Below are 24,979 nucleotides of genomic sequence, written 5' to 3'. Positions count from 1 at the left end.
GAAACCAGCAGCCAAGACCGCCCCGCCCAACGCCGGTTGAGCCTGTCGAAACCAGCAGCCAAGACCGCCCCGCCCAACGCCGGTTGAGCCTGTCGAAACCAGCAGCCAAGACCGCCCCGCTCAACCGCCGGTTGAGCCTGTCGAAACCAGCCCGCCAAGACGACCCGTCCTGGTTTCGACAAGCTCAACCGGCGTTTGGCGTGCTGGAGGGTTTCGACAGGCTCAACGGGCGTGCTCGGGCCCGAGCGGCGCGACGCTAGATCAGGCGGGGCTGGGCGCTCATGTCGTTGACGCTGCCGAGGTCGTCTTCGAGCTCGAGCTGGGCGACCAGCTCAGGGCTCGTGAGGTCGCGGGCCTTCTCCTCGATGGGTTCGAGCGGCTTCAGCACGATCGACTCGTCGAGCGAGTTCAGCTTGCGGGCGGTCGAGTAGACGTTGCGCTCGAACGAGCCGATGAACGCGTTGTAGTGCTTCACCGTGCGGTCGATCGTGCTGCCGAGCTTCTCGATGTGCGAGGCCGTCACGGCGAGCCGCGAGTACAGCTCTTTGCTGAGGTCGAAGAGGGTCTTGGCCTCGTGCGTCAGCACGTCTTGCTGCCAGCTGAACGCCACCGTCTTCAGCAGCGACCACAACGTGACCGGTGACACCAGCGCCACGCGCTTGCTGAACGCGAAGTCCATGATGCTCGGGTCGGCCTCCATCGCCGTCGAGATGAGCGATTCGCTCGGGATGAACGCCACGACCAGCTCGGGACTCGCGGCCAGCCCCGCCCAGTACCCCTTCGAGCCGAGCGCGGTGATGTGGTCGCGAACGGCCTTCACGTGGCTCTTCAGCAGCTCGGCCCGGCGCGCGCCCTCGGCGCCCGTCGCGGTGGCCGGAATCTGGCTCGCCTCCAGATAGGCGTTGAACGGAACCTTCGCGTCGACTGCGATGTTCTTGCCGCCCGGCAGGTGCACGACCATGTCGGGCCGGCCTGCGCCGTTGTCGCTCGACAGGCTCGACTGCACCTCGAAATCGACGCGGTCGAGAAGGCCGGCCGCCTCCACCACGTTGCGTAGCTGGGTCTCGCCCCACACCCCGCGGGTGCTGTTCGAGCGCAGCGCCGAGGCGAGCGACTCGGCGGTGTTGCGCAGCCGTTCTTCAGACTCGGTCGCCGACTTCAGCTGCTGGCTCAGCTCGCCGTGCTGCTGCCGGCGCTGCTCCTCGAGCTCGGTGACCTTGGCCTGCACGAGACGCAGGCTCTCTTGCACAGGGCTGAGCGCGACGAGCACCCGGCCGTCGGACTTCACGCGCTCGGCCTCGGCGCGCTGCACGTCGGCCAGCCGCTGCTGGAACTCGACGAGCCGTTCCTCCTGCTGCGCGATCTGGCCGCGATACTGCTGGTCTTGGGTCGCGATCTGCTCGCGGAAGAGCGCCTCCTGCTCGCGCAGGCGTTCGCCGAACTGGTCGCGGGCCTGACGGAGTTGGGCATCGCCCTGTTCGCGCAGCTCGAGCACCTGCGTTCGCGATTCGGCCAGCCGGGCATCCGTCTGCTGGCGAGCCTCGACGAGCTGCTCGCGGGCCAGCCCCACCTGCTCGCGCAGGGCGGCTGCCGTGGCCTCGGCCGCCGCGCTGCGGCTCTGCAGCTCGACCAGGTCGGCGAGACCGGCCGCCTCGGCGGCGCGGCGTGCAGAATCGTCGGCCCCTCCGGCCGCGCCGGCGAGGGCTGCGCGGCGGGAACGAACCAGCCAGCCGGCCAGGAACCCCAGAACGACACCGACGAGGATGCCGACCAGAACGCTAACGAGTGTCTCCATGAAAACAGTGTTGCAGCAGCATCCGACACTGGCCCTCAGGCCACCCGGCCCGCCGCGAGACGCGGGTCGCACAGCTGCCCGATGTACCCGGTCGACGGCCGCGAAGACGTATTAGGGTGTTCGAGTAACCGTCACCGAAGAAAACAGGTTTCCATGCCCGAGGCAGCGCTTCCCGTCGTCAACCACTACGTGAGTGGGGCCGAATTCGTGAGTACCAGCGGGCGCACGGCCCCGGTGTACGATCCGGCGCTCGGGGTGCAGACGAAGAGCGTCGCCCTCGCGAACGCCGAAGAACTCGAGGTCGCCATAAAGGCTGCCAAGGCCGCGTTCCCGGCCTGGCGAGACACCTCGCTGGCCCGGCGCCAGCAGATCCTGTTCACCTTCCGCGAGCTGCTGTCGTCGCGCCGCGAAGAGCTCGCCGCCATTCTGACCGAAGAGCACGGCAAGGTGCTCTCAGACGCCGCGGGCGAGATCACCCGGGGGCTCGAGGTCGTCGAGTTCGCCACGGGCTTCCCGCATCTGCTGAAGGGCGAGTACTCGGAGAACGTGTCGACCGGTGTCGACGTGTATTCCACCCGCCAGCCGCTCGGCGTGGTGGGCATCATCAGCCCGTTCAACTTTCCCGCCATGGTTCCGCTGTGGTTCTTCCCGATCGCCATCGCCGCCGGCAACACCGTGGTGCTGAAGCCCAGCGAGAAAGACCCGTCGTCGTCGAACTGGCTCGCCGCCCTCTTCACCGAGGCCGGTCTGCCCGACGGCGTGCTGAACGTGGTGCACGGCGACAAGGAGGCCGTGGATGGCCTGCTGACCAGCCCCGACGTCAAATCGATCTCGTTCGTCGGGTCGACCCCCATCGCACACTACGTCTACGAGACGGCCACCCAGCACGGCAAGCGCGTGCAGGCCCTCGGCGGCGCCAAGAACCACATGCTGGTGCTGCCCGACGCCGACCTCGACCTCGCGGCCGACGCCGCCGTGAACGCCGGGTTCGGCTCGGCCGGCGAGCGCTGCATGGCCATCTCGGTCGTGGTCGCCGTCGATCCGGTCGCCGACGACCTGATCGCGAAGATCACCGAGCGCGTGGCCGGCCTCGTGGTCGGCGACGGCCGTCGCTCGTGCGACATGGGGCCGCTGGTCACCGAGGCCCACCGCGACAAAGTGTCGTCGTACCTCGACATCGCGGTCGAAGACGGCGCGACCATCGCCATCGACGGCCGTGGCATCGAGGTCGACGGCGACGCCGCCGGCTTCTGGCTCGGCCCGACCCTCATCGACAACGTGCCCACGTCGTCGCGCGTCTACACCGACGAGATCTTCGGCCCCGTGCTGTCGGTCGTGCGGGTCGCGACCTACGACGACGGTCTCGCCCTCATCAACGCCTCGCGCTACGGCAACGGCACCGCGATCTTCACCAACGACGGGGGAGCGGCCCGCCGTTTTCAGAACGAGGTCGAGGTCGGCATGATCGGCATCAACGTGCCCATCCCCGTGCCGGTCGCCTACTACTCCTTCGGCGGCTTCAAAGACTCCATCTTCGGCGACACCAAGGCGTACGGGCCCGACGGTTTCCACTTCTTCACCCGCCAGAAGGCCATCACGTCACGCTGGCTCGACCCGTCGCACGGCGGCATCAACCTCGGTTTCCCCCAGAACTGACCGGTGCCCGCCGCCGCTGAACGTTCGGCATGAGATACGCGGCTCCACGCCGAACACGGGGCCGACACCACGTATTTCATGCTGGGCGCCGCCCGGGCCGAGCCACGGGCATCCGGATGCCCGCCCCGGCGAAGTACGATAGACCCTCGTGGCTCTAACTATTGCGATCGTCGGGCTGCCCAATGTGGGCAAGTCCACCCTGTTCAACGCGCTCACCAAGAACCAGGTTCTGGCGGCGAACTACCCGTTCGCCACCATCGAGCCGAACGTGGGCGTGGTGAACCTGCCCGACAAGCGCCTCGAGGTGCTCGCGGGGCTGTACAACAGTGAGCGCATCCTGCCCGCCCCCGTGTCGTTCGTCGACATCGCCGGAATCGTGAAGGGCGCGAGCGTGGGCGAGGGGCTCGGCAACAAGTTCCTGGCGAACATTCGCGAGGCCGACGCCATCGCCCAGGTCGTGCGCGGCTTCGCCGACCCCGACGTCGTGCACGTCGACGGCAAGGTCGACGCGGCCGGAGACCTCGAGACCATCAACACCGAGCTGATTCTCGCCGACATGCAGACCCTCGAGAAGGCTCTCGCGCGCTACGAGAAAGAGGTCAAGACCAAGCGCATCGAACCCGTCGTGCTCGAGACCGCTCGCGCCGCCTTCGCTGTTCTCGATGCGGGCCGGCCCCTGTCGTCGGCAGCCAAGCTCGACCTCGAACCCATCCGCGAGCTCGGCCTGCTCACCGCCAAGCCCTTCATCTACGTCTTCAACGTCGACGAGGCTGTGCTGGGCGATGCGGATGCCCTGGCCTCCCTCTCTGCCCTGGTCGCCCCCGCGCACGCCATCTTTCTCGACGCGAAGCTCGAGTCTGAGCTCATCGACCTCGACGAGGCCGACGCCGCCGAGCTGCTCGCCTCCACCGGCCAGGACGAGAGCGGCCTCGACCAGCTCGCCCGCATCGGCTTCGACACCCTCGGCCTGCAGACCTACCTCACCGCCGGCCCCAAAGAGACCCGCGCCTGGACCATCGGCAAGGGATGGACGGCCCCGCAGGCCGCCGGCGTCATCCACACCGACTTCCAGAAGGGCTTCATCAAGGCCGAGATTGTCTCCTTCGACGACCTCGTCGAGGCCGGAACGATGGCCGAGGCCAAAGCGCGGGGCAAGGTGCGCATCGAGGGCAAGGAGTACGTCATGCACGACGGCGACGTGGTCGAGTTCCGCTTCAACGTGTAGGGACGCACGGTCGGCTGGGCCGAGCTCGATCCGACGCGTGGGCGAGAGCAAGCGAGCCGTCGCCCTGCGCTCGTCATCGCCAGTGATCTTTTCCTCCAGTAGGCAGACACGCGTGTGCTCATCGTGCCGGCAACGACAACCAATCGCGGCTGGCCCAATCACGTGGTTCTGAACGGCCCGAACCTTGCGCTGACTCAGCCCTCCTACGCCATGACCGAACAGCCTCGGGCGATCACACGCGAGCGACTCTTCGAGGTGGCCGGTGTCGTAGACTCGGCAACGATGCAGCAGGTCGACGGCTGGCTTCGCGACTTCCTCGCTCTGCCATGACGATTCGCTACCGGTCGTCTCGTGGCACGGGTGCGACGTGGTCGAGTGCCCCTTCGCTGCGCAGCCATCTCCGTTGCGCACGCCGCCTTTGTTTCACGAGAGGATGATCGATGAGTTCGTTGCCCCCCGCCTCCGCCCTCCGCAGCGTCGGAGCGCTCGCCATCGCGTCGGGTTCGGTTTTCGTGGCCGCCGGTGCCGGCGCCTGGATCACCGTGACCCGGCAGCTGCGCGCCGAACGGATCACGGTGCCGGGCAACGCGCCCATACTCGCCGGCAGGCCCGTGCAGGGGCCGGTGACGGCCTACGTCGAGGCGCTCGTCATCAAGGGCAACGCCGAACGCGGCGCCGGTGGTCGCACGTTCGCCGACATCAGTGCGGCGCTGCGCGACGTCGACGGCGGTAGTGACGAGGCGGCCGAGCTGCGCAAGCAGAGCGCAGCGCTCTCGACCGGGGCGTCGTTGCGCACGTCGCTCATGACGTCGGTGCTCGCCTACGGGGTGAGCGCCTTCGCTGGCGGCCTGGGTGCGCTGCTGCTGGTCGCCGGGTCGCAGCTGCGTCGCGTCGACGAGTAGCTCGTCCGGCAGGTCGGCGACCACGCGAAGAACAGGTCGAGCACGATCGGAGAAGTGCCGCCAGCGCGCGAGCGCTACCGTGGTGTCACCGACCGCATCACAGGAGGCACCATGCCGCACACCGTCGACTTCGTCACCGTCTCGACCGAGGGGCTCGAATCGTCCCCCGTCGCCGAAGCCCTGGCCGGGCTGCGCGCCAATGAGGCGCGCTACTTCAAGAACAAGTACGACCACGTCTTCACCACCACCCCCGCCGATGAGGCTCCCGAGGTGCTCGACTACATCACGGGCATCCTGAAAGACGAACGCGACATCGTCATCGCCTCGCGGCCGCTCGAGGTGACGTCGTTCGAGGTCGAGGGCATCCGCATGGCCTACGTCTTCTACGAGTCCGGCCTCTCGATCAACGTCATGTACACGCTCGCCGACGCGGGCAAGCGCGCCGTCGGCTTCAAACTCTCCGACGGCATGGATGTTCCCGACGAACTCTCTGCGTTCAAGTTCGCCCGCCAGAAGTCGAAGCTGGCCGGCACCATCCGCGGCTCGTACTTCGTCATCAAGGGCGAGCACTGACGGCGAGCGCCGTGAGACTGCGGCGCGGATGACCGGCGGATGATCGGCGACTCGTGCCCCGCACGGGGGGCTGTGCATCCGGTCGCTCCTGCCACTAGCGTGAACCCGCGACGCTGCGATTGAGCGTGTCGCTTGAAGCCGCTCGGCAACGGTGCCGACGGCAGAACGCGGGGGATTCGCATGAAACACAGCACAATCATCGCCGCTCGCGCGGCGGCAGTAGCCGCGGCCGTGGTCATCGGGCTCGGGATGATCGTTCCGGCCACGGCGCAGGCCGTCACGCCGGGCGTCAGCACGAGGGCCGCGCAGTCCGTCGCCGTGGGCGACCGCATGTCGCCCGGCGAGACGCTGCAGCCGAGCGAGCAGCTCGCGTCAGCCGCCGGAGGCTTCCGTTTCGTTGTTCAAGGCGACGGCAACGCCGTGGTCTACACCGAGAGCTCGCAGGCGCTCTGGAACAGCTCGACGTTCGTCGCCGACAGCCGCCTGGTCATGCAGACCGACGGCAACCTCGTGCTCTACAAGCCGTCTGGTGCGCCCGCGTGGAACTCGGGTACGGCCAACAACCCGGGGGCCTACGTCGTGATGCAGAGCGACGGCAACCTGGTGATCTACGCCGGCGGAGTCGCGAAGTGGAACAGCTTCGCGGCCAGCCACCCGGCCCCCGCCGCCCCCGTTTCGACCGACACGCTCGCCGCCAACGCCCAGCTGACCGCGAATACTCAGCTGACCAGCGGAGCGAACAGTGCCGTCATGCAGGGCGACGGCAATTTCGTCGTCTACGCCTCCGGCCGAGCGCCCTGGAGCTCACGCACGAACTCGGGCACCCGCCTCGTGATGCAGGGCGACGGCAACGCCGTCGTCTACTCGGCCGGCGGCAAGGCGGTCTGGAACTCCGGCACCGCGGGCAACGCGGGCGCGCGCATGGTCATGCAGGGTGACGGCAACCTCGTCATCTACAGCAGCAGCAACCGCCCCCTCTGGAACAGCTTCGCGGCCAGCGCCCCGCCCGCCCCCGTCGCCCCGACCCCGCCGGCGTCGGTCTACTACGCGAACTGCACCGCTGCGTGGCAAGCGGGCGCGGCGCCGATCCGCCGTGGGCAGCCGGGTTACCGCTCCGCACTTGATCGAGACAACGACGGAGTCGCGTGCGAGGTTCGTCCGTACTGACGACTGACCATCTGGGGTCGCGGCGGTCCCGGTGCGTGCCAACGGCGCCCGGCCGATGGTGCCGATGCCATTCGGGTGTCGGGTGCGGCCGTGTGTCGAACCGGCGGTGATGTCGGCGCTTTGGAGGACTGTGCAGAGGTGCTGCTTCGGGCACGATGAGGGGATGACGGACGGGCGGCGACGGAGCGGCAGGAGCCTTCGGGCCCTGGTTCTCGCGGCCGTGATCGCCGGGGGCGTCGCGGCGTTGCTGCCCGGGTGCAGCTCGGGCATGAACCTGACGGCGCCGGTGCAGACGGTGACACCGCGGGCGAGCGCGACCCCGACCCCGACACCGACCCCGACCCCGCGACCGACACCCACGGGCATCCCGTCGCCGACGGCGACGCCCGAGCCTCCGCCCCCGCCCACACCGCCGAATGCGATGGGCGGGCAGACCGACGGCGGCAACACGGCGAACACGCCCGAGGTCGCCGACACGGGCGAGCAGCCGTACGCCGAGGGAACGGCGAAGCAGCGCAACGACTACGAGTACCGCTACGTCGTGGCGAAAGACGACACGGTGCTGGCGATCGCCTCACGGTTCTTGCTGCAGGTGGTCGACGTCGAGCGGGTGAATTTTCGCTGTGCCGATCCGCTGAACGTGCAGCCGGGCGACGTGCTCGACATTCGGTGGCCGCTCGACTCTGAGCAGCTCGGCTGCTGACCGCTCGGGCGCCCGGTACGCTGAGGCCATGACCGACGACCACGCCGCCAAGCGCGAAGAGCAGCTCACCACGGCACCGAAAGCCGACGCTTCAGATGCCGAACCGCGCATCGACGTGACCGAGACCGACTCGGGCACGAAGCGCATCGACGTGCGCGACGACGCGAAGTACCGGCCGGGCAAGGCGTGAGCCGCGCCCCCCGCCCGCGCGGCATCGGCAGAGCTGGCAGAGCACGCGGCGCCGGGCGCGCGGTCAACCCGTGCACGGGCGCCGGCAGCGCGTGCAGCCGAGGCGCCGCCGCATGAGCCTCATCCGCATGAACGACGTCACCGTCGGCTTCGAGAACACCCCGGTGCTGCGCGAGGCCTTCTTTCGCCTCGAGGCCCGCGACAGGGTGGGGCTGATCGGCCGCAACGGGTCGGGCAAGTCCACCCTGCTGAAGCTGGTGCTCGAGCAGGTGGCTCCGGATGCCGGAACCATCGTGCTCGAACCGGGTCTCACGCTCGGGTACTTCTCGCAGTTCTCCGAGCTGAACGGTGAGGCGAGCATCACCGAGGTGCTCGAGGGGCTGTTCGACAGCATCCACCTCATCGAGGCCGAGCTCGCCCAGATCGACGCCGACGTGGCCCTCGCGGCAGCCGACCCCGGTGCGAGCGAACAGCTCGACGCGCTGATCGAGCGGCAGGGCATCCTGTTCGAGCAGATGGAGCACGAGGGCGGCTGGGACTACCAGCGCCGCATCGACACGGCCCTCACCACGCTGGGCTTCGATGAGGCCAATCGGGTGTGCGCGATCGACGCGCTGTCGGGTGGCTGGCGCAACCGCGCGGCGCTCGCGAAGCTCGTGCTCGAGGTGCCCGACGTGCTGCTGCTCGACGAGCCGACGAACTTTCTCGACATCGCCGGGGTCGAATGGCTCGAGGCGTGGTTCCGCGACTTTCGGGGCGCGGCCATCATCGTGTCGCACGACCGCACCTTTCTCGACGCCGTGGTCACGCGCATCATCGAGCTCGAGAACTTCCACCTGCACGAGTACCCCGGCAACTTCGACGAGTACGTGGTGCAGAAGCAGTTCAGGCTGAAGACGCTCGAGCAGCAGTACCTGCACGAATCTGAGCTGCTGGCGTTCGAGGCCGAGGGAATCTCTGACCGGCGCGAGGCGGTCAAGGCCGCGAAGGCAGCCAAATCTGGAAACTCCGCCAGGGGCGGCCTGACCAAGCAGCTCTCGACCATCAAGAAGTCGCGCACGCCGCGCCCGGTCGACGAGATCATCACCGAGATCTACGGCGGGCTGCACGTGAAAGACGTGCTGTGCCGCATCGACTCGCTCGGCAAGGCGTATGGCGCGAAGACGCTGTTCGAGGGGGTCACCCTCGAGATCCGTCGTGGCAACCGCATCGCCGTTCTCGGAGCGAACGGCAGCGGCAAGAGCACTCTGCTGCGCGTTCTCGCCGGCGACGAGCGGCCCGACACCGGCACCGTCGACTGGCCGAAGGGCGTCAAGGTCGTCTCGTACAACCGGATGCTCGACGACCTCGACGACGCCGACACCCTGTCGCACGCGGTGAACGCCCTGCCCGACAGCCTCGCCCTGACCGCGACGCGTAAGTCGGTCGGCCGGTTTCTCGCGATGTTCCAGTTCAGCGAGGCCGACCTGAAGCAGCGCCTCGGCACCCTGTCGGGCGGCCAGCGGGCCCGCGTCGCGATGGCACAGTGCCTGCTCTCGGGCGCGTCGGTGCTGTTGCTCGACGAGCCCACGAACCACCTCGACATGCCGAGCATCCAGGTCATGGAGCGGGCCTTGGCGCATTTTCCGGGTGCCGTCGTGGTGGTCAGCCACGACCGGTTCTTCACCGACAAGATCGCCAACCGCTACCTGGTCTTCGGTGCCGACGCGGCCCGCCCGGGCGAGCTCGAGCTCAGCGTCGCCTGACGCTCAGCGGCGTTCGGCGTTCGGCGTTCGGCGTTCGGCGTTCGGCCCGGCGTACGGCGTCCGGCCCGGCGTTCGGCGCGACCGGATGCCCGGCCGGCGCTCCTCGTCGCTCGACGCCCATCGCGACCTCAGGCCAGGGGAGTGGACCGCGGCCCGATCAGCCCGCGACTGGAGTCGGCCGGCTGGGCCACCGTGAAACCGTCGCGCACCTGCAGGGCGTGGTCGCGGCAGATCGCGTAGACGAGCAGCAGGCCGTTGGCGTCGACGGTCAGCCGCTCGACGGGGTCTCCCGTGCAGTCGTCGACCACGCACTCGATCATGTCGCTACGGTATTCCCCGCACGGGTCGGCCGTCTACGGCCCCGTGCGGGGGTCGCGCGTCGATCGGCAATACGATGTCGAGTGTGACCGACACCGACGACGATTCGTACCCGCGCCTCACGCCGGCCGACGAGGGCTTCACCGAGGCCGTCTACGACGGCCTGTTCAACACGCTGGTCGACGACCACGCCCCCGACCTGGTCGTCGCACCGCGCACCGAGGCCGACATTGTGGCGATCGTGCGCGCCGCCGCGCTCGCCGGCCGGCAGGTGGCGATCCGCTCGGGCGGCCACAGCTGGGTGGCCGCGTCGGTGCGCCGGGGCAGTGTGCTCATCGACCTCGCCGCCTTCGACAGCATCGCGCTCGATGTCGAGGGCCGCACCGCCACGGTGGGCCCCGCCGTCAGGGGAGCGCGTCTGTCGAAAGAACTCGTCGCACACGGTCTCGCCTTTCCGGTCGGCCACTGCGGCAACCCCGGGGTCGGCGGGTTTCTGCTGGGCGGCGGGCTCGGCGTCAACTGGGGTCACTGGCTGCCGTCGGCGTTCTCGATCCGCAGCGTGCGGGTCGTGCTGGCCTCAGGCGAGGTGGTCGTGGCATCGAAGACGTCGAACGCCGACCTGTTCTGGCTCGCGCGCGGCGCCGGCCCCGGTTTTCCGGGCATCGTGACCGAGTTCGTGCTCGATCTGCAGCCGTTGCCGCCGGTCATCCGCCTGTCGACGTGGAGCTTCGCCCTCGACGACCTCGGTGCGGTCACGTCGTGGCTGACCCGGGTCTCGCCCAGCCTGCCGAGCTGGGTCGAGGTGTCGATGGTGACGCAGGGAGCCGGCCGCCCTGGCGCGACCGAGGGTTCCGAGCCGTTCGTCGTGGCGGTAGCCGCCACTGCGTTCGCCGACGACGAGGCCGCCGCGTTCGCCGCCCTCGCGCTGCTCGATGAGGGCGACGGCCCGGGGCCGGGCATCCGGATGCTCGATCACCTCGACAAGGTCGACGTGGCCTTCGAGTCCCTGCATGAGGCGGTCGACGCCACCTACCCCGAGGGCGCCCGCTACCGCGCCGACACCTTCTGGACCGCCCTCGACCTGCACGACGCCCTCGAGCCGGTCAGGGAGCTGATGATGAGGGCGCCCTCGGCCAAGACCTACATCCTGTCGGGCATGCCGAAGAACGGCGACGGGCAGAACCTGCTGCCGACGGGCGAGGCGGCATACGGGATGCACGACACCACCCTCGTCGTGCCCTACGTCATCTGGGACGACCCGGCCGACGACGACGTGAACCTGGCCTGGCTGACCGAGCTGCGGGCCGTGCTCGAACCGGCCGCGACCGGGCACTTCATCAGCGAGGCCGACCTGCGGCACGACCGTGAGAGGGTGCGCCGGTCGTTCACGGCGACCGACTGGCCGCGCGTCGAGCAGCTCATCGCCCGGTTCGACGAGACGTCGCTGTTCTGCGGTTTTCCGATGCCCGCCGAGGGGGCGCAAAACCGCTAGTCCGCTGAGCATCCGCTCTGTGGGCCATCGGGGTCGGCGGGCTGCCGGTTATCGTTGAATCGTGCGATCCACCACCCCAGAAACCCGGCGGCTGCTCGCGCTCGGGCTTCTCGCGGGGCTCGTGCTCGCCGGCGTCTCGGCCGCGGCGCCCGCTGTCGGGCGCGACACGGTCGTCTCGTCGAGTCCGTACAACGGCCAGGTCGTCACGAAGGCCATCGACACCGTCACGGTGACATTCAGCGATGCGCTGTCGACCGCCACTGCCGATGCGAGCGGCTTCGCCATCGAGGTGACCGACCTCGACGGCGGTCACCACGAGTCGGGGTGCGTCTCGGTCGACGGAGCCGACGCGTACACCGACGTCGCCCTCGGCGACGCCGGTGAGTACGAGGTCACCTGGAAGGTCGTCACCGCCGACGGCCACCCCCTCTCGGGCACCTACTCGTTCGTCTGGCAACCCACCTCGGTGACGATGGCCGCGCCCGCGTTCGACCAGGCTCCGGTCTGCGGCACCTCGTGGTCGGGCTACCCGGGTGCGGGCGCGCCGAACCCCACCGACGCGGCGAACGCGCAGCCGCTCGGCTCGCAGGCCGGTGCCGACGAGACGAGCATCCCCGAACCCACCATGACCATTCTCTCGGCCGTTCCCGCCGTCGAGAGCGACGACTCGGGGCTCGCTCTGCCGGTGGCAATCGGGGCCGGTATTGCAGCGCTCGCCGCCATCTCGGCCGTGCTGCTCTACGTCATCCGCCGCTCGCACGGCGACGGTGGCACCCGCTCCTGACCGACCGTGAGCCGGTGTGCGCCCGCCCGGCACGGCGGCTATGCTGGCCACACCACAACTGAATACTTCGGCCGATAGGTCGGCGCGGGAGAGCCCCATACCGGGCAGTCGTCAGACTGCGGGCAGGGGCACCGAAGGAGCAATTCTCTCCGATAATCTCTCAGGTTCGTTTACCGCGTCGAGCTGGCCACTCTGAAAAGAAGTCTCGCTGCACCCCCGTCGACAGGTGGCAGCACGCGAGGCTCGCCCACGGTGAAAGCGTCGGCACGAGAACGGCCCGCGGCCCTCTCGATGCCCGATGTGAAACTCTCAGGCACGATGACAGAGGGGGAGTTCTCCGGGTTCGTTCGAACTCCGGTGACCGAGTCCGGGCTGTCTCATGGCAGGCCCGGTACTGATCAGGAGAACTCATGCCAGACGCCGCACCCCCTCTCGACCCGCCGGCCCCCGTCTTCTCGCCGCTGCACGACATCCACGTCGCGGCCGGCGCCTCGTTCACCGACTTCGCCGGCTGGCAGATGCCGGTGCGGTATTCGAGCGACCTGGCCGAACACCACGCGGTGCGCACGGCGGCCGCGATCTTCGACCTGTCGCACATGGCCGAGCTGGGCATCCGCGGCCCCGAGGCGGGCGCGCTGCTCGATCACGCCCTCGCCGGCCGCCTGTCGGCCCTCTCGCTCGGCCAGGCCAAGTACAGCCTGCTGCTCGACGAGACCGGCGCGATCATCGACGACGTGGTCGTCTACCGCACCGGCGACGACGAGTTCGTCGTGGTGGCGAACGCGGGCAACCACGCCGTCGCCCACGAGACCCTTCTCGAACGAAGCCACGGCTTCGACGCCGCCGTCACTGACGACAGCGACGACACGGCCCTCATCGCCGTGCAGGGGCCGCGGGCCCTCGAGATCGTCGAGGCCACGGCGGGCCTTTCTCCGGCTCCGGATGCCCGTTCCCTCGACTCGCTCGGCTACTACCGCGCACAGCAGGGCTCGTTCGCGGGCCGACCGGTGCTCGTGGCCCGCACCGGATACACGGGCGAAGACGGCTTCGAACTCTACGTTCACACGGCTGACGCCCCCGCCCTCTGGCGCGCCCTGGTGTCGGCCGGCGAACCCTTCGGCCTGGTGCCGGCGGGCCTGGCCGCGCGCGACTCGCTGCGCCTCGAGGCGGGAATGCCGCTCTACGGCCACGAGCTCGGCCTCGACACGCTGCCGGCCGACGCAGGGCTCGGCCGGGTGCCGAACTTCGGCAAGGGCGACTTCGTCGGGCGCGCGGCGCTCGAACGGGCATCCGGCGCCGACGCGCCGCCCCGGCGCGTGCTGGTGGGGCTCGTCGGCGACGGCAAGCGTGCGGCCCGTGCCGACTACGAGATCTTCGCCGACGCCGAGTCGGCGCAGCCGATCGGCGTCGTCACGAGCGGTGTGCTCTCACCCACTCTCGGCGTGCCGGTGGCCATGGCCTACGTCGACCCGGCCTTCGCCGAGGCAGCGACCGTGCTGTCGGTCGATGTGCGCTCGAAGCGCCTGCCCTTCACCGTGACCACTCTTCCGTTCTACTCCAGGCCGTCAACCTCCAGAAAGCGAGACCGATCGTGACCGACTACTCCGCCCTCAAGTTCACCGCAGAGCACGAGTGGATAAGGCTCGAGCCGGCTCCCGAAGGCGCCCCGGCGACCGCCACGATCGGCATCACGTCGTATGCGGCGGGCCAGCTCGGCGACGTGGTCTTCGTCGACCTGCCCGATGTCGGCGCCGAGATCGCCGACGGCGCCGTGGTCGGCGAGATCGAGTCGACCAAGTCGGTCGGTGAGCTCTTCGCCCCGCTCACCGGCATCGTGCTCGAGAAGAACGAGGCGGTCGAAGACTCGCCAGAGCTCGTCAACAGCGACCCGTTCGGCGAGGGCTGGCTCATCCGCGTCGAGTTCACCGAACTGCCCGCACTGCTGACCCTGACCGAGTACCAGGCTCTGCTGGGTGACGACGCCCTGCCCGAGGCCGACGCCGTCGACGGCGACTCCGACCTCGACCGGGCGGGTGCGTAACAGAGCATGAGTGTTCCCTTCACCGACCGCCACATCGGCACCGACCGTGCCGCCCAGGCGGCCATGCTCGATGTGCTCGGCTACGACAGCGTGGCAGAGCTCGTCGAGGCCGCAGTTCCGTCGTCGATCCACGCCCGCAGTCTCGGCGCGGCCTCGGTCATCCCGCCCGCCGCGAGCGAGAGCGAGGTGTCGCAGGAGCTGCGCACGCTGGCCGCGCGCAACACGGTGACCCGGTCGATGATCGGTCTCGGCTACTACGACACCATCACGCCCGCCGTCATCCGGCGCAACGTGTTCGAGAACCCGAGCTGGTACACCGCGTACACGCCGTACCAGCCCGAGATCTCGCAGGGGCGCCTCGAGGCGCTCATCAACTTTCAGACGATGATCGCCGACCTGACGGGCCTGACCACGTCGAACGCGTCGATGCTCGACGAGGGCACGGCCGTCGTTGAGGGAATGCTGCTCGCCCGCCGCGCCAGCAAATCGGCCTCGCGCCTCTTCGTGGTCGATTCGGATGCCCTGCCGCAGACCAAGGCACTGCTGGCGTCGCGCGCCGAAGCGGTCGGCATCGAGCTCGTCGAGATCGACCTCGCCGGTGACGACTCCGTGCTGCCCGACGCGTTCGGCGTCTTCGTGCAGTACCCCGGCGCCTCGGGCCGGGTCTGGAACCCTGCCGGCGTGATCGAGCAGATCCACGCCTCGAAGGGGCTCGCGGTGGTCGCGGCCGACCTGCTCGCGCTGACGCTCCTCACCTCGCCGGGTGACCTCGGCGCCGACGTGGCCGTGGGCACCAGCCAGCGCTTCGGCGTGCCGATGGGCTTCGGCGGTCCGCACGCCGGTTACATGGCCGTGCGACAGGGGCTCGAGCGCCAGCTGCCCGGCCGGCTCGTCGGCGTGAGCGTCGATGCCGACGGTCATCGCGCCTACCGGCTCAGCCTGCAGGCCCGCGAGCAGCACATCCGCCGCGAGAAGGCCACCTCGAACATCTGCACGGCCCAGGTGCTGCTCGCCGTGATGGCCGGCATGTACGCGGTGTACCACGGCCCCAAGGGGCTGGTGTCGATCGCCCGTGGCGTGCACGACAGGGCCCGGGCGCTCGCGACCAGGCTGCGCGCGGCGGGCCTCGAGCTCGCCCACGACGACTTCTTCGACACCCTCACCGTTCGCGCGCCGGGCCGAGCGGCCGAGCTGGCCGAGGAGGCCCATCGCCGCGGCTACCTGCTGCACGTCGCCGACGCCGACACCCTGACGCTCTCGGTCGACGAGACGACCACCGCGCACGACGTGCGCCAGGTGGCCGAGGCGCTCGGCGGCGAGCGCGGACGCACGACGGCGTCGCAGCCCGAGGGTGCCGCCGGGCATCCGTCGACCGCCGTGGCCCTGCCCGCCGGGCTCGAGCGCACCAGCAGCTTTCTGACCCACTCCGTGTTCAACACGCACCGCTCGGAGACGAGCATGATGCGTTATCTGAAGCGACTGGCCGACTACGACTACGCGCTCGACCGCGGCATGATTCCGCTGGGGTCGTGCACGATGAAGCTGAACGCCGTGACCGAGATGGAGGCGGTGAGCTGGCCCGAGTTCGCCGGCCTCCACCCGTTCGCGCCGAGCACCGACGTCGAAGGCTATCTCGCCCTGATCGACCAGCTCGAGACCTGGCTCACCGAGGTCACAGGGTACGACTCGGTGTCGCTGCAGCCCAACGCCGGCAGCCAGGGCGAGTTGGCAGGTCTGCTCGCCATCCGCGGGTACCACCGGTCGCGCGGCGACGTCGAGCGCACGGTGTGCCTCATTCCGTCGAGCGCCCACGGCACGAACGCCGCCTCGGCGGTGCTCGCGGGAATGCGTGTGGTCGTCGTGGCCTGCGACGAGCTCGGCAACGTCGATCTGGCCGATCTGAACGCCAAGATCGCCGAGCATGCGCATGCCCTGGCCGCCCTCATGGTCACCTACCCCTCGACGCACGGCGTCTACGAGCACGACATCGTCGATATATGCCGATCGGTGCATGCGGCCGGCGGGCAGGTCTACGTCGACGGCGCCAATCTCAATGCCGTGCTCGGCTTCGCCCGATTCGGCGAGTTCGGCGGAGACGTGTCGCATCTCAATCTGCACAAGACCTTCTGCATCCCACATGGCGGTGGCGGTCCCGGCATCGGGCCGGTTGCGGCGAAGGCGCACCTCGCGCCGTTCCTGCCGGGGCACGCCTTCGCGCAGAAGGCCGAGCATCCGGCGGCCGGCGGCGGTATGGTCGTGCACGCGGGCGGAGCGGTGTCGGCGGCGCCGTACGGCAGCTCGAGCATCCTGCCCATCAGCTGGGCCTATGTTCGCATGATGGGCTCAGCGGGGCTCGCCGAGGCCACCGGTGCGGCGGTGCTCGCGGCGAACTACGTCGCGGCCCGGCTGCGCGACCACTTCCCGGTGCTGTATTCGGGCGACAACGGCCTGGTGGCGCACGAGTGCATCCTCGACCTCAGGCCGCTGCGCGAAGCCACCGGTGTGACGGTCGACGATGTGGCGAAGCGGCTCATCGACTATGGGTTCCACGCACCGACCATGAGCTTCCCCGTGGCCGGCACCCTCATGGTCGAGCCGACCGAGAGCGAAGACCTCGCCGAGATCGACCGGTTCATCGCCGCGATGATCGCCATCAAGCAGGAGGCCGACGATGTGGCCGCCGGGCTCTGGCCCGCCGACGACAACCCGCTGGTGAACGCCCCGCACACCGCCAGGTCGATCGCGGTGGGGAAGTGGCAGCACGCCTACGACCGCGAACGGGCCGTGTTTCCGGTGGCCTCGGTGATCGCGGGCAAGTACTGGCCGCCCGTTCGCCGGGTCGACCAGGCGTACGGCGACCGCAACCTGTTCTGCGCCTGCCCGCCGCCCGAGGCCTTCGAGTAGGCTGAGGGATGCTCATCCCGGTAGTCTTGTCGTGATGCGATCAGCCCGTACACCCTCCCTCGTTCTCGCCCTCGTCGTCGGCGCGCTGCTCGGCGGCGGAGCCGCGGCCGCGGCGCCCGCCTGGGCCGCCGCGCCCGCGGCCGCCGCGCCCGCCGCTGCGACCGTGCTCGCCGACGTCACCCCGGTGTACTCGAGCGACGGCTGTGTGATCAACCACAGCGCCGACGGGCCTGTGGCGGGCGGCAGCCAGTGCGCGAACGCCGACCTGAGCGGCGAACACCTCGCGCAGTCCGACTTCGACGGGGCCGACCTCAGCGGGGCCGACCTCACCAAGGCCGACGTTCAAGACTCCACGTTCAACGGTGCGCGCCTCGACGGGGCCGACTTCAGCGGCGCTCGGGTGGTGAGTGCGAACTTCACCGGCGCGGGAATCCTGCCGGCCACGGTGGCGGTCACCGCTGCCGATGCGAGCGGAGCGCCCGTCGCCTTCACGCCCACGCTGCCGACCGGCCTCACCATGACCGGCTGCACCATCGCGGGCGAGGCCGTGCAGTCGGGGGCCGTGTTCCCGCTCGGGCAGAGCGCAGTGGTCTGCTCGTTCGCGTCGTCGCGCCCCAACGAGACGGCCACCGCCATCGTTCAGGTGACCGTGTCGAACCCGCAGACCTCGGCGCCACCGGTGCCCGTGTTCACGGCCGCGCCGTCGCCCGCCGCCTCGGCGGCCGCACCCGGGCTGAGTTCGGCCACGGCGACCCTGCTCGTGGCCGGCGCCGGGCTGGTGGTTCTGCTCGGAGTGGTGGGGCTGGTCATCCGTGGCGTTCGCAGCGGTCGCGGGGCCGGGCGGCGCTAACCCTCCCGTCGGGCTGGCTTCAGGGGCACCGTCAGCGTGGGTCGCCATCCCACGTCACTCAGCGCGGGGCACCTTACGGGTTGAAGAGCTGCGGGAAGGTCGCCACCGCCCACGCGTAGCCCACGAACGAGGCGATGTCGAGAACCCAGTGCGTGATCACGAGCGGCACCGTGCGGCCCCAGCGCGTGTAGAAGAAGCCGAACACCACACCCATCACGAAGTTGGCGACGAACGGGCCGAAGCCCTGGTAGAGGTGGTAGCTGCCGCGCAACAGTGCGCTCGAGCCGATGATGGTCCACTTGCCCCAGCCGAGCCGGCCGAGCCGTTCGAACAGGTAGCCCACCACGATCAGCTCTTCGGTCACGGCGGCCCGCAGGGCCGAGAGAATGAGGATGGGCACGGTGTACCACGCCGGATTGCTCGGGCTGAGGTCGAGATTCACCGTGAAACCGAGCGCCCGGCCCAGAAAATAGAAGGCGAGGCCGGGCACCGCGATGATCACCAGCAGAAAGAGCGCCCGCCGCAGGTCTCGCACGGGTTGGCTGGCGTCGAAGCCCAGACGGCGGAACGGGTTGCTGCCCGACAGCGTCAGCAGGTAGAACACGAGCAGAACCGGGGCGATGGCGAAGGCGATACCGAGAAACTGATAGGTCAGGTCGAGCCAGGCCCGGTCGCTCACGGTGCCGTTGAGCGTCGCGGTCTGGTCGCCGAGCGGCGCCGGCCGGGTCAGCAGGTCGATCAGCTGAACGATCGAGTACACGGCCGACGACCCGAGCGAGAGGGCGAGCACCACGACGATCTCGAAGCCGATTCGGCGCCTCGTGAACACGGGCCCCTGAGGGTCGTTCTGCAGCCCGGGGGGCGTGGTGGTCATACCGCCGCTTTCTTGCGCAATCTGCTATGTATTCACAAAGATTGTGCAAAGTGCACAACAATCTGGTGAAATTAGTTTCTAGTATGTAACTTTTTGGATTCGCATTTGGATCTGGGCCATGCCCCTATTTAGGGTACTCGTTAGTCATCGAGCGCGCCGTTCAGCACGGCGTGCTCGATTTGCGAGGCAATCACACGCACCGCGAGCGACACATTCGATTCGAATCACCGGCCACAAGCCGTGACTTCGATTTGCCCAGTTTGCACAGGAGGAAACCTTGAGAATCAACCGAATCGGAGTGGGCGTCATCGCTCTGGCTGCAGCCAGCGCGCTGGTGCTCACGGGATGCTCGTCAGGCGGCAGCAGCAGCACGCCGACCTCGAGCGCCAACCTGTCGGCCGTCATCACAGCCAACGGCTCAGAGCCCCAGAACGGGCTCATCCCCACCAACACGCAGGAGACGGGTGGTGGCCGTATCGTCGACTCCATCTTCGCCGGCCTCGTGTACTACGACGCAACGGGCAAACCGATCAACGACGTGGCCGACTCGATCACCACGACCGATTCGCAGACCTTCACCATCAAGATCAAGCCGAACGAGACCTTCAGCGACGGCAGCCCCGTCACCGCGAAGTCGTTCGTCGACGCCTGGCAGTACGGCGCGCTGCTCAGCAACGCACAGCTCAACCAGTCGTTCTTCGCTCCCATCGAGGGCTACAGCGCCGACGCCGACAGCCCCCTCACCGGTCTGACCGTGGTCGACGACACCACCTTCACCGTCAAGCTGACGGCCCCCCAGGCCGACTTCCCGCTCGAGCTCGGTTACTGCGCGTTCTACCCGCTGCCCGAGAGCGCCTACGCAGACATGACCGCGTTCGGCCAGAACCCGATCGGCAACGGCCCGTACAAGCTGGCCTCGTCGACCGCATGGCAGCACAACGTTCAGATCGACCTCGTTCCGAACACCAGCTACAACGGAGGCCGCAAGGTTCAGAACGGCGGCCTGACGCTCAAGTTCTACGCCGACCTCGACGCCGCGTACGCCGACCTGCAGGGCAACAACCTCGACGTGCTCGACGCCGTTCCCGACTCGGCCCTCTCGACGTTCGAGTCCGACCTGGGCGACCGCGCCGTCAACGACCCGACCGCTGTGTTCCAGTCGTTCACCATCCCCGAGCGTGACGCCCACTTCAGCGGCCAGGAAGGCCAGCTGCGTCGCCAGGCGCTGTCAGAGGCCATCGACCGTGACACCATCACGAAGGTCATCTTCAACGGCACCCGCACCCCGGCCAGCGACTTCACGTCACCGGTCATCGACGGCTGGACCGACAGCCTGTCGGGTGCCAGCGTTCTGAAGTACAACCCCGACGACGCAAAGAAGCTGTGGGCCGAGGCCGACGCCATCTCGCCGTGGAGCGGTACCTTCCAGATCGGCTACAACGCCGACGGTGGTCACCAGGGCTGGGTCGATGCTGTGAGCAACAGCATCAAGAACACGCTCGGAATCGACGCATCAGGCGCTCCCGTGCCGACGTTCGCCGCCTTCCGCACCTCGGTCACCGACCGCTCGATCTCGACCGCCTTCCGTACCGGATGGCAGGCCGACTACCCGGGCCTGAGCGACTTCCTCATTCCGCTGTACCAGACCGGTGCCAGCTCGAACGACGGAGACTACTCGAACCCCGACGTCGACGCCCTGTTCACCAAGGCTGCGGCTGAGACCACCACCGATGCGGCCAACCAGGACTACCAGGACGCCCAGAACATCCTTCTGAAAGACCTGCCTGCCATCCCGCTGTGGTACTCCAACATCACCGGTGGCTTCGGCTCGTCGGTTCAGAACGTCTCGTTCGGTTGGAACTCGGAGCCGCTGTACTACGCGATCACCAAGAGCTAGTCACCTCCGCTAACCGAAAGGGGCGGCAGCATCGCGCTGCCGCCCCTTTTGGTTTGACTTCCCAGTAAGGTCTACTTACCCGTATGTGCACTTTTCCCGAGACTCGAGGCTGACCCTTCATGGCCGGATATATTCTCAGGCGGCTGTTGCAGGCCATTCCTGTTTTCTTCGGAACGACGTTCCTCATCTATTTCATGGTCTTCGCAATGCCGGGAGACCCGATCATCGCCATGTTCGGCGACAAGACCCCCAACCCCGCCCTGGTCGCCCAGCTGCGGGCGCAGTACCACCTCGACCAGCCGTTCATCGTGCAGTACTTCATCTACATCGGCGGCATCTTCCGCGGCGACTTCGGCATCTCCTACTCGGGCCAGCCCGTCGGTGAGATCCTGCTGCGCACCTTCCCCGTGACGCTGAAGCTGGCCGTCATCGCCCTCTTCTTCGAGACCGTGTTCGGCATTCTCGTCGGCCTCATCTCGGGGCTGCGCAAGGGCAAGATCTTCGACGGCAGCTCGCTCGTGATCAGCCTGATCCTCATCTCGCTGCCGATCTTCGTCATCGCCTTCGTCGGCCAGTACGTCTTCGGCGTGCAGCTCGGCTGGGCCCGCACCACCGTCGGTGCCGGGGCCCCGGTCGCCGACCTGATACTCCCGGCATTGGTGCTGGCGAGCATCAGCTTCGCGCAGATCGTTCGGCTGACACGATCATCCGTCATCGAGACCTCGAGCCTCGACTTCGTTCGCACCGCCTACAGCAAGGGCCTCAGCCGCAACCGCATCATCCCGGTGCACATCCTGCGCAACTCGCTCATTCCGGTCGTCACCTACCTCGCCACCGACTTCGGCGTTCTGCTGGTCGGCGCGACGGTCACTGAGGGAATCTTCAACGTGCCCGGCGTCGGCAACACGCTGTACCAGGCCATCATCCGCAGTGAGGGGCCCACGGTCGTCTCGTTCGTCACCGTGATGGTTCTGCTCTACCTGGTCGTCAACCTCATCGTCGACCTGCTCTACGGCCTGCTCGACCCAAGGATCCGCTATGTCAAATGACCTCTCCGAACGTACTCTCGACGAGGCCTCGCCGTCGTCGAACCACTTCGTGGCGCCGCTCGAAGAGACGCCGCTGCGAGAGATCGACGTCGTCAGCGTCGCCGACAAGCCGTCGAACCTCTGGATCGACGCCTGGCGCGACGCGCGTCGCCGCCCGATCTTCTGGATCTCAGGCGCGATGATCCTGCTGGTGTGCGTGGTCGCGCTGTTCCCCGGCCTGTTCACCAACGTTCCGCCGAACAACGACTGCCAGCTCCTCAACAGCAACGGCGGCCCGACCGCCGGCCACATCCTGGGCTTCACGAAGCAGGGATGCGACGTCTACTCGCGCATCATCAACGGCACGTCGACGTCGCTCGCGGTCGGCATCATCGTCATCGTTCTGACCACGGTGCTCGGCATCATCTTCGGCGCCTTCGCTGGCTTCTACGGCGGCGCGGTCGACGCGTTCCTCTCGCGCATCGGCGACATCTTCTTCTCGATCCCCTACATCCTGGCCGCCGTGGTCATCATGTCGGTTCTGGTGAACTACCGCAGTGTGTGGACCATCTCGCTCGCCATCGGCATCTTCGCGTGGCCGGCGACGGCGCGCGTGCTGAGAGCCGAAATCCTCCGGGTGAAGAACTCCGACTTCGTGATGGCGTCTGAGGCGCTCGGTGTCTCGAGCCTGCGCATCCTGATCAGGCACGTGCTGCCGAACTCGATCGCCCCGGTCATCGCCATCACCACGATCTCGCTCGCCGCTGCGATCGTCGCCGAGGCGACGCTGTCGTTCCTCGGTGTCGGGCTCGGCAGCTCGATCATGTCGTGGGGCAACGACATCAACCAGGCGCAGAAAGACATCCGCACCAACCCGCAGACACTGATCTACCCGTCGCTCGCTCTCTCGCTGACGGTCTTCGCGTTCATCCTCATGGGCGAAGTCATCCGAGACGCGCTCGACCCGAAAGCGAGAGCACTTCGATGAGCCAGAACACCATGAGTTCGGCCCTGCCCGCCCGCTCGGCCGACGGCCGGGTGCCCCTGCTGCAGATCAACGACCTGCAGGTCGGCTTCCAGACGCAGACCGGCATCGTTCCCGCCGTTCGCGGAGCGAGTATCACGTTGCACGCGGGCGAGACGCTGGCGATCGTCGGCGAGTCGGGGTCGGGCAAATCGACCACGGCGCACGCCATCATCAATCTGCTGCCGGGTTCGGGCAAGGTCACCGGCGGCGAGATCCTCTTCGAGGGCCGCGACCTGGCCAAGATCTCCGAGAAGGAGATGCAGGATGTTCGGGGAAAGCTGATCGGCTTCGTGCCCCAAGACCCGATGTCGAACCTGAACCCGGTGTGGAGCGTCGGCTTCCAGGTGCAGGAGGCCATTCGTGCCAACGGCATCGCCACGGGCAAGTCGGAGATCAAGAAGCACTCTATCCAGGTGCTGAAGGAGGCCGGCCTCGCCGACGCCGACAAGCGGCTGAAGCAGTTTCCGCACCAGTTCTCGGGCGGCATGCGCCAGCGCGTGCTGATCGGTATGGGCCTGTCGTCGCGGCCCAAGCTGCTGATCGCCGACGAGCCCACCTCGGCGCTCGACGTCACCGTGCAGCGCACCATCCTCGACAACCTCGAGAAGCTCACTCGCGAGATCGGCACGGCGCTGCTGTTCATCACGCACGACCTGGGCCTCGCGGCCGAGCGCGCCGAGCACCTCGTCGTGATGTACAAGGGGCAGGTCGTCGAATCCGGCCCCTCGCGCGAGATCCTCGCGAACCCGCTGCACCCCTACACCCAGCGCCTGGTGGCCGCGGCCCCGAGCCTGGCCTCGCGGCGCATCCAGTCGTCGTCGCACAAGCTGACCGACCTCGACTACGCCGCCACCGACGTGACCGAGGGCCTCGACCTCATCGAGACGGCCGAGGTGCGCGCCGAGCTGCTCGCCGCCGCAGCACCTCGCGAGAACGCCATCGAGGTCACCGAGCTGACCAAGGTCTACAAGATCCGGGGCAACAAAGACGCGTTCACCGCGGTCGACGACGTATCGTTCAGCATCCAGCGCGGCACGACCACCGCGCTGGTCGGCGAGTCGGGCTCGGGCAAGTCGACCGTGGCGAAGATGCTGCTGCGCCTCGAAGACGTCACCCACGGCGAGATCCGCATCAACGGCACGAACACCGCGCCCCTCAAGGGCAAGGCGCTGCTCGACCTGCGACGCAAGATGCAGCCGGTCTTCCAAGACCCCTACGGGTCGCTCGACCCGCTGCGCAACATCGGCAACACCATCGCCGAGCCCCTCAATACGCACAAGGTGGGCGACAAGGGGTCGCGCCGCGACCGCGTCAACGAGCTGCTCGATCAGGTGTCGCTGCCGCGCAGCCTGTCGAGCCGGTACCCGAACGAGCTGTCGGGCGGCCAGCGCCAGCGCGTGGCGATCGCCCGTGCCCTCGCTCTGAAGCCTGAGATCGTCATTCTCGACGAGGCGGTCTCGGCCCTCGACGTGCTCGTACAGGCCCAGATTCTGCAGCTGCTGTCTGACCTGCAGACCGAACTCGACCTGACCTACCTGTTCATCACCCACGACCTGGCGGTCGTTCGGGTGATCGCCGATCACGTCTGCGTCATGCAGAAGGGCAAGATCGTCGAGCGCGCCACGACCGATGAGGTCTTCGACAACCCGCAGATGCAATATACTAAGGAGTTGCTGAACGCGATCCCCGGGGCCGGAATAGCCCTGAGGGTTTGAATCGCGTTAGCAACCCGCATGTATAGTCCGCTCTGTACATCGCTTCCGCGGGCGTAGCCGCCCACCGTTCCTGTGTTTCGGGCTGCTCAACAGT

Annotated in this window: 21 protein-coding genes, 1 pseudogene and 1 riboswitch; of the genes and pseudogenes, 19 read left to right on the top strand and 3 right to left on the bottom strand. The window is 68.2% G+C overall.

From position 1 onward, the window contains the following. Window positions 1–256 precede the first annotated feature (256 nt). Window positions 257–1,795, bottom strand: a complete 1,539-nt coding sequence (gene rmuC, locus V3W46_RS00855) for a DNA recombination protein RmuC (protein WP_331781183.1) — start codon at window positions 1,793–1,795, stop codon at window positions 257–259. 153 nt (window positions 1,796–1,948) lie between these two features. On the opposite strand from rmuC, the gene V3W46_RS00850 reads away from it, so the two are divergent. The 9 genes and pseudogenes from V3W46_RS00850 (at window position 1,949) to V3W46_RS00810 (ending at window position 9,955) form a co-directional block, all read left to right on the top strand. After that, window positions 1,949–3,451 (top strand): CoA-acylating methylmalonate-semialdehyde dehydrogenase, encoded by a 1,503-nt coding sequence (locus tag V3W46_RS00850; protein ID WP_331781182.1) that lies wholly within the window; start codon window positions 1,949–1,951, stop codon window positions 3,449–3,451. 148 nt (window positions 3,452–3,599) lie between these two features. Then, window positions 3,600–4,676, top strand: a complete 1,077-nt coding sequence (ychF, locus tag V3W46_RS00845; protein WP_331781181.1) for a redox-regulated ATPase YchF — start codon at window positions 3,600–3,602, stop codon at window positions 4,674–4,676. Between the two features lie 21 nt (window positions 4,677–4,697). Then, window positions 4,698–5,006, top strand: a pseudogene (locus V3W46_RS00840) (type II toxin-antitoxin system PemK/MazF family toxin); the annotation flags it as partial. A gap of 110 nt (window positions 5,007–5,116) precedes the next feature. Then, window positions 5,117–5,578: an aromatic ring-opening dioxygenase LigA gene (locus V3W46_RS00835; protein WP_331781180.1), complete on the top strand. Its 462-nt coding sequence runs from the start codon at window positions 5,117–5,119 to the stop codon at window positions 5,576–5,578. Between the two features lie 111 nt (window positions 5,579–5,689). Continuing rightward, window positions 5,690–6,151 (top strand): phage tail protein, encoded by a 462-nt coding sequence (locus V3W46_RS00830; protein ID WP_331781189.1) that lies wholly within the window; start codon window positions 5,690–5,692, stop codon window positions 6,149–6,151. A gap of 180 nt (window positions 6,152–6,331) precedes the next feature. Beyond that, window positions 6,332–7,318, top strand: a complete 987-nt coding sequence (locus V3W46_RS00825; RefSeq protein WP_331781179.1) for an excalibur calcium-binding domain-containing protein — start codon at window positions 6,332–6,334, stop codon at window positions 7,316–7,318. A gap of 163 nt (window positions 7,319–7,481) precedes the next feature. After that, entirely contained in the window at window positions 7,482–8,021 is a 540-nt protein-coding gene (locus tag V3W46_RS00820; protein ID WP_331781178.1) for a LysM peptidoglycan-binding domain-containing protein, read from the top strand. Between the two features lie 28 nt (window positions 8,022–8,049). Further along, complete coding sequence (locus V3W46_RS00815; RefSeq protein ID WP_331781177.1) at window positions 8,050–8,211, top strand: multidrug transporter; 162 nt, start codon at window positions 8,050–8,052, stop codon at window positions 8,209–8,211. Between the two features lie 112 nt (window positions 8,212–8,323). Then, window positions 8,324–9,955: an ABC-F family ATP-binding cassette domain-containing protein gene (locus tag V3W46_RS00810; RefSeq protein WP_331781176.1), complete on the top strand. Its 1,632-nt coding sequence runs from the start codon at window positions 8,324–8,326 to the stop codon at window positions 9,953–9,955. A gap of 128 nt (window positions 9,956–10,083) precedes the next feature. On the opposite strand, the gene V3W46_RS00805 is transcribed toward V3W46_RS00810, so the two are convergent. Then, window positions 10,084–10,275 (bottom strand): hypothetical protein, encoded by a 192-nt coding sequence (locus tag V3W46_RS00805; RefSeq protein ID WP_331781175.1) that lies wholly within the window; start codon window positions 10,273–10,275, stop codon window positions 10,084–10,086. Window positions 10,276–10,358: 83 nt separating this feature from the next. On the opposite strand from V3W46_RS00805, the gene V3W46_RS00800 reads away from it, so the two are divergent. From V3W46_RS00800 to V3W46_RS00775, 6 genes are all read left to right on the top strand, one after another. After that, window positions 10,359–11,765 carry an FAD-binding oxidoreductase gene (locus tag V3W46_RS00800; RefSeq protein ID WP_331781174.1) on the top strand — a complete coding sequence of 469 codons (1,407 nt, stop codon included), beginning with the start codon at window positions 10,359–10,361 and terminating at the stop codon, window positions 11,763–11,765. A 61-nt stretch (window positions 11,766–11,826) separates the two neighbouring features. Beyond that, a complete protein-coding gene (locus V3W46_RS00795) occupies window positions 11,827–12,549 on the top strand; it encodes a copper resistance CopC family protein (protein WP_331781173.1) in 723 nt (240 codons plus the stop codon). A gap of 75 nt (window positions 12,550–12,624) precedes the next feature. Then, window positions 12,625–12,735, top strand: a riboswitch (glycine riboswitch). A gap of 224 nt (window positions 12,736–12,959) precedes the next feature. Next, window positions 12,960–14,144: a glycine cleavage system aminomethyltransferase GcvT gene (gene gcvT / locus V3W46_RS00790; RefSeq protein WP_331781172.1), complete on the top strand. Its 1,185-nt coding sequence runs from the start codon at window positions 12,960–12,962 to the stop codon at window positions 14,142–14,144. Further along, window positions 14,141–14,590 (top strand): glycine cleavage system protein GcvH, encoded by a 450-nt coding sequence (gcvH, locus tag V3W46_RS00785; protein WP_331781171.1) that lies wholly within the window; start codon window positions 14,141–14,143, stop codon window positions 14,588–14,590. Before gcvT ends, gcvH begins: the two co-directional genes overlap by 4 nt. Before the next feature lie 6 nt (window positions 14,591–14,596). After that, on the top strand, window positions 14,597–17,494 hold the full coding sequence (gcvP, locus tag V3W46_RS00780) for an aminomethyl-transferring glycine dehydrogenase (protein WP_331781170.1): 2,898 nt from the start codon (window positions 14,597–14,599) through the stop codon (window positions 17,492–17,494). 34 nt (window positions 17,495–17,528) lie between these two features. Beyond that, window positions 17,529–18,344: a pentapeptide repeat-containing protein gene (locus tag V3W46_RS00775; RefSeq protein ID WP_331781169.1), complete on the top strand. Its 816-nt coding sequence runs from the start codon at window positions 17,529–17,531 to the stop codon at window positions 18,342–18,344. Window positions 18,345–18,417: 73 nt separating this feature from the next. On the opposite strand, the gene V3W46_RS00770 is transcribed toward V3W46_RS00775, so the two are convergent. Then, window positions 18,418–19,218 carry a CPBP family intramembrane glutamic endopeptidase gene (locus V3W46_RS00770; protein ID WP_331781168.1) on the bottom strand — a complete coding sequence of 267 codons (801 nt, stop codon included), beginning with the start codon at window positions 19,216–19,218 and terminating at the stop codon, window positions 18,418–18,420. Window positions 19,219–19,495: 277 nt separating this feature from the next. Between V3W46_RS00770 and V3W46_RS00765 the strand changes: the two genes are divergently transcribed. The 4 genes from V3W46_RS00765 to V3W46_RS00750 all read left to right on the top strand — a co-directional run bounded on the left by V3W46_RS00765 (window position 19,496) and on the right by V3W46_RS00750 (window position 24,885). Continuing rightward, window positions 19,496–21,115, top strand: a complete 1,620-nt coding sequence (locus V3W46_RS00765) for a peptide ABC transporter substrate-binding protein (protein ID WP_331781167.1) — start codon at window positions 19,496–19,498, stop codon at window positions 21,113–21,115. A 119-nt stretch (window positions 21,116–21,234) separates the two neighbouring features. After that, window positions 21,235–22,164, top strand: a complete 930-nt coding sequence (locus V3W46_RS00760; protein ID WP_331781166.1) for an ABC transporter permease — start codon at window positions 21,235–21,237, stop codon at window positions 22,162–22,164. Continuing rightward, the gene (locus V3W46_RS00755) at window positions 22,154–23,131 is read left to right on the top strand and encodes an ABC transporter permease (RefSeq protein ID WP_331781165.1); all 978 of its coding nucleotides are present in this window, start codon (window positions 22,154–22,156) and stop codon (window positions 23,129–23,131) included. Before V3W46_RS00760 ends, V3W46_RS00755 begins: the two co-directional genes overlap by 11 nt. Further along, complete coding sequence (locus V3W46_RS00750; protein ID WP_331781164.1) at window positions 23,128–24,885, top strand: ABC transporter ATP-binding protein; 1,758 nt, start codon at window positions 23,128–23,130, stop codon at window positions 24,883–24,885. Before V3W46_RS00755 ends, V3W46_RS00750 begins: the two co-directional genes overlap by 4 nt. Window positions 24,886–24,979 lie beyond the last annotated feature (94 nt).

The organism is Subtercola sp. YIM 133946, from assembly GCF_036553535.1.
In the GTDB taxonomy this organism is placed as follows: domain Bacteria; phylum Actinomycetota; class Actinomycetes; order Actinomycetales; family Microbacteriaceae; genus Subtercola.
The sequence above is the reverse complement of the archived record's forward strand: the minus strand, read 5'-3'. Positions and strand labels throughout refer to the sequence as shown.